This is a genomic window from Agromyces binzhouensis, assembly GCF_004135055.1.
Taxonomy (GTDB): Bacteria; Actinomycetota; Actinomycetes; order Actinomycetales; family Microbacteriaceae; genus Agromyces; species Agromyces binzhouensis.
Genome location: NZ_SDPL01000270.1, coordinates 1 through 4,311, shown reverse-complemented (window position 1 = coordinate 4,311; position 4,311 = coordinate 1). Strand labels below are relative to the sequence as shown.

The 4,311-nt window shown below is 71.4% G+C and carries 3 protein-coding genes and 1 pseudogene; 3 read left to right on the top strand and 1 reads right to left on the bottom strand.

The annotated features are described in order from the left end of the window. Together ESO86_RS12275 and ESO86_RS12270 are read left to right on the top strand one after the other, a co-directional pair. A partial coding sequence (locus ESO86_RS12275) for an aminotransferase class V-fold PLP-dependent enzyme (protein ID WP_129235287.1) occupies positions 1-380 on the top strand: 380 nt, incomplete at its 5' end. 194 nt (positions 381-574) lie between these two features. Continuing rightward, on the top strand, positions 575-2,134 hold the full coding sequence (locus ESO86_RS12270; RefSeq protein WP_422836492.1) for an MDR family MFS transporter: 1,560 nt from the start codon (positions 575-577) through the stop codon (positions 2,132-2,134). Between the two features lie 79 nt (positions 2,135-2,213). Here the strand turns inward: ESO86_RS12270 and ESO86_RS12265 are convergent, their stop codons facing one another. Beyond that, positions 2,214-3,872, bottom strand: a complete 1,659-nt coding sequence (locus ESO86_RS12265) for a VWA domain-containing protein (protein ID WP_165307753.1) — start codon at positions 3,870-3,872, stop codon at positions 2,214-2,216. A 223-nt stretch (positions 3,873-4,095) separates the two neighbouring features. Between ESO86_RS12265 and ESO86_RS18955 the strand changes: the two are divergent. Continuing rightward, a pseudogene (locus ESO86_RS18955) lies at positions 4,096-4,311 on the top strand (hypothetical protein); the annotation flags it as partial.

The window sequence follows — 4,311 nt, the reverse complement described above, 5'->3', positions numbered from 1 at the left end:
GGGCGGATGCCGCGGCGCGCGTCGGCGCGGCGACGGATCGGTTCCGGCAGCTCGTCGCGGGCGCCGTGCCCGACGCCGTGCCCACGGGGCATCCGTCGCGTCGGCTGCCCGGCACGGTGTCGTACGTGTTCCCCGGGACGAGCGGGGAGGCCGTGCTGCTCGAGCTCGAACGACGCGGTGTGGTCGTCTCGAGCGGCTCGGCGTGCGCGGCCGGAAGCGACGAGCCGTCGCACGTGCTGACCGCGATCGGGGTGCCGCCCGAGGTCGCGCAGACGGCCGTCCGGTTCTCCTTCGGCGGCGAGGTGACCGAAGCGGATGCCGCGGCCGCGGCGAGCGCCCTCGCCGAGGCGGTGTCGGCGGTCCGCGCTATCGTCCCCTGATCGGGCACGTGCGACGCCGCCGGCCCGTCGGGGGACGATGCGCGATGCATGCATCCGCATGCATCGTGCCGATCGGGAATAGCGACCGCGCGCTCGCGGGTTGCATTCCTCGTTCGCCCGGTCGGGAGCAGCACCGCCGCCGCGCCCGCCGAACCGAGCACGACGAGACGCAGGCAGAGACGACAGGACCCACCGTGAGCGAACGTTCCGCACCCGACACCGATTCGATCACGGTGCCCGGGCCCGACTCCCTCGGCGCCGTCGCCGAGGCCGAGGCCGCCGACCGCGCCATCGACCAGCACGTCGTCGCCGCCCGACCCGACCACGGCGCGCGGAACACGAGGGTGATCTGGCTCCTGCTCGCGGCGACCTTCACGGTGTTCCTCAACGAGACCATCATGAGCGTCGCGATCCCCGAGCTCGTCGACGACCTCGGGGTGACGCTGTCGGCCGCCCAGTGGCTGACGACCGCGTTCATGCTGACGATGGCCGTCGTGATCCCGATCACGGGCTTCCTGCTGCAGCGGTTCCCGACCCGTCCGATCTTCGGCGCGGCGATGACGCTCTTCTCCGCGGGCACCCTGCTCGCCGCGCTCGCGCCCGGCTTCGAGGTCCTGCTCGGCGGCCGGATCATCCAGGCCACGGGCACGGCGATCATGATGCCGCTGCTCATGACGACGCTCATGACGGTCGTGGCCCCGGCCGACCGCGGCCGGTTCATGGGGCGCGTGTCGATCGTCATGTCGGTCGCACCGGCCATCGGCCCGGCGATCTCCGGCCTGATCCTCAACACGCTCGGCTGGCGCTACATGTTCTGGCTCGTGCTGCCGATCGCGGTCGCCATGCTCGTCATCGGACTCCGCCGCGTCGAGAACATCAGCGAGACGCGCGTCTTCCCCATCGACGTGTTCTCGGTCGTGCTCTCCGCGTTCGGCTTCGGCGGCCTCGTGTACGGCCTGAGCCTGGTCGGGGAGGTCGCGAGCGGTCGCGCGCCCGGCGACGCCGTGCCCATGTGGATCGCACTCGCCGTGGGAGCGCTCGGCATCACGGCGTTCATCGTCCGACAGGTCATCCTGCAGCGCGGCGACCGAGCCCTGCTCGACCTGCGCACGTTCCGGTCGCGCAACTTCGCCGTCTCGATCGGACTGATGGCCGTGATGATGGCCGCGCTCTTCGGCACCATCATCCTGCTGCCGATCTACCTCCAGGACGTGCTCGGACTGGAGCCGCTCGCGACCGGACTGCTCGTGCTGCCCGGCGGCCTGGTCATGGGCCTGCTCGGTCCGACCGTGGGCCGGCTCTACGACCGGGTCGGACCGACGCCGCTGCTCGTCCCCGCGAGCATCGGCGTGAGCGCGGTGCTCTGGTCGCTGACGCTCGTCACCCAGAACACGCCGCCGTGGATGATCCTCGCCGCGCACGTCGTGCTCTCGATCTCGCTCGCGTTCATGTTCACGCCCCTGTTCACGACCGCACTGGGTTCGGTCGAGCCGCACCTGTACTCGCACGGTTCGGCGATCGTCGGGACGCTCCAGCAGGTCGCCGGTGCCGCGGGCACCGCGCTCTTCATCACCGTGATGACCGCGACCGCAGCGGGCGCGACCGCGGCCGGCACCGAGGCGATCGCCGCGCAGGCGGCAGGCGTCCGCAACGCCTTCCTCGTGGGCGCGATCGTCTCGCTGTTCGCGATCATCGGCGCGACGCTCGTGCGTCGACCGGCCGACATGCCGTCGGGGGCCCCAGCCGCGCACTGAGCCGCCGGCAGCAGACCACGAAGGGCGCCCTCCATGCGGAGGGCGCCCTTCGTCGCTGGTGCGAGCCGCAGCCGAAGGCTCAGCCGCAGTCGGGACGGCACGTGCGCTGCGACAGGGCGTCGACGAGCACGGTGCCGAGATCCTCGGGCTTGGTCGCGGAGTACGCGCCGCCCTTGGTCGCCTTGGCGATCTTCTTCATCGCGTCGAGGTCGGTGTCGGGACCGAAGCCGATCATGATGACCGCGACGGGCTTCGTCGGGTCCTCGAGCTTCTCGAGCTCGGCGAGCAGCTGGTCGAGGCCGATGCCGTTCTGGTCCTCGTTCTTGCCGTCGGTGATGACGAGCACCGAGTTGACCTTGTCGGGGTCGTACGACTCCTGGACCCGCTTGAACGCCGCGAGCGTCGTGTCGTAGAGCCCCGTCGCCCCGCCGAGGCGGGCCGGGAGGGAGCCGATGATCTGCTGGATCTGCTGGGTGTGCGAGGCGTCGGCGAGCGGAGCGATCGGCGAGAGGTCCTCGTAGTCGAGATCGCCGTTGCGCGCCGTCGAGAACACCCACACGCCGAGTTCGACCTCGCCGGAGAACTTCGACATGGCGCCGACGGCGGCCTGCTGGAAGATGTCGATGCGGCGCAGGCCGTTCTCGGCCGGCTCCTCCATCGAGCCCGACACGTCGATCACGGCCAGCATGCGGGAGCGGAGCGTCAGGACACCCCACGAACGCAGGATCTCGATCTGCGTCGCGGCGTCCAACTCGGTCTGCGTCGGCGGTGCGGTCGCGGCGACGCCCGGCGACTCGACCTCGCCCGACCCGTCCGGCGCCCGGAATCCGGCCTCCAGGAAGTGCTCGGTCGCCGTGCCGAGCGCGACCTCGAAGCTGTCGAGGTTCGCCGAGTCGGCGTCGCCGATGCGGACGAACGGGTAGTCGAGCGCGATGGTGCCCTCTTCGGGGTATGCCGCGACGAGCGGCTCGGCCGAGGAGTCGGCGTTGTGCGCGGCGACGCTCGCCTCGCTCGTGAGCACGACGGTCGGCGTGCTCGCCGAGGCGACCGTGGTCATTGCGGCATCGGCCGTCGCGGGGATCGACTTGCCGAGCGCGATGAGCGCCCCGGCGAACTGTCGCGGGTCGTCGGGCGAGGACTGCCCCTTGAGGGCGTAGAGGCTCGCGAGGCTGGCAGCGGATGCCTCGGGGTCGGGCAGGAGCGCCGGCAGCGTGCCGTTCAGCACGCGCGCCCAGCTCACGGGCTCGGCCGCGAGCTCCTGCGCCTCGCTCGCGGGCGCCGCGAAGACGACCGGTGAGGTGGCGACCGAGTCGCCGACGGTCGCCTCGGGCTCGCCGAGGCCGAGCGATGCCGCGGTGGACGCGGTCCGCGTGAGCCAGCTGGTCGAGTCGGGGATCCATGCATCGGCGGACAGCGTGCCCGACGCGAGCTCGGCCGCGGTGTCGGCCGAGTCCTGCGCACGGACCGCGGTCTCGACGCACCGCTTGGGGTCGGCGTCGAAGTCGGCGGCGAGCTCGTCGATCGCCGAGGCGATCGAGGTGTCGGCGACGATCGAGAGCTGCTCGATCTCCTCGCACACCGGCTCGTCTGCGGAGGCGAAGATCGGGTTGAGGTGGCCCCCGACCCAGAGGTACACGCCGGACGCGACGATGCCGATGACGGCCGCCCCGGCGACGATGGACAGGAGGAATCTGCGGCTCGGCCTCTTCGCCGGAGCCGCGACGCTATGACGTCCCACGGGCACTCCAAGCCGACCGGCACTGTCGGGGTGCGCCGATCCCAGTCTGAACGGGTTCCCCCGTTCAGGGGGAAGGGTGTTGCCAGCATAGGCGAACCTGAGCGATCGGCGAATTCTCCATCCACCGGCCGCGCGAACCACATCAGGGCCCCGTGTGCAACCCCTGTCGACCGTTCCGCGCCCTGCGATTGAGTGACCTGAACTGACGAAGGGACGTGCGAACGTGGACACCAGCACCACCATCTGGATCGTCGTGGGCATCATCGCCTTCCTGGTCGTGGTCGCGGCGATCGTGCTCATCGCGACCGCAGGCCGTCGGCGCGAGGCCCGTGCCGAGGCGCAGCGTGCGCACGCGGCCGAGATCCGCGAGCAGGCCGCGCAGACCGACCGGGAAGCGCGGGAGCGCGAGGCGAAGGCGATGCAGGCGGATGCCGCGGCG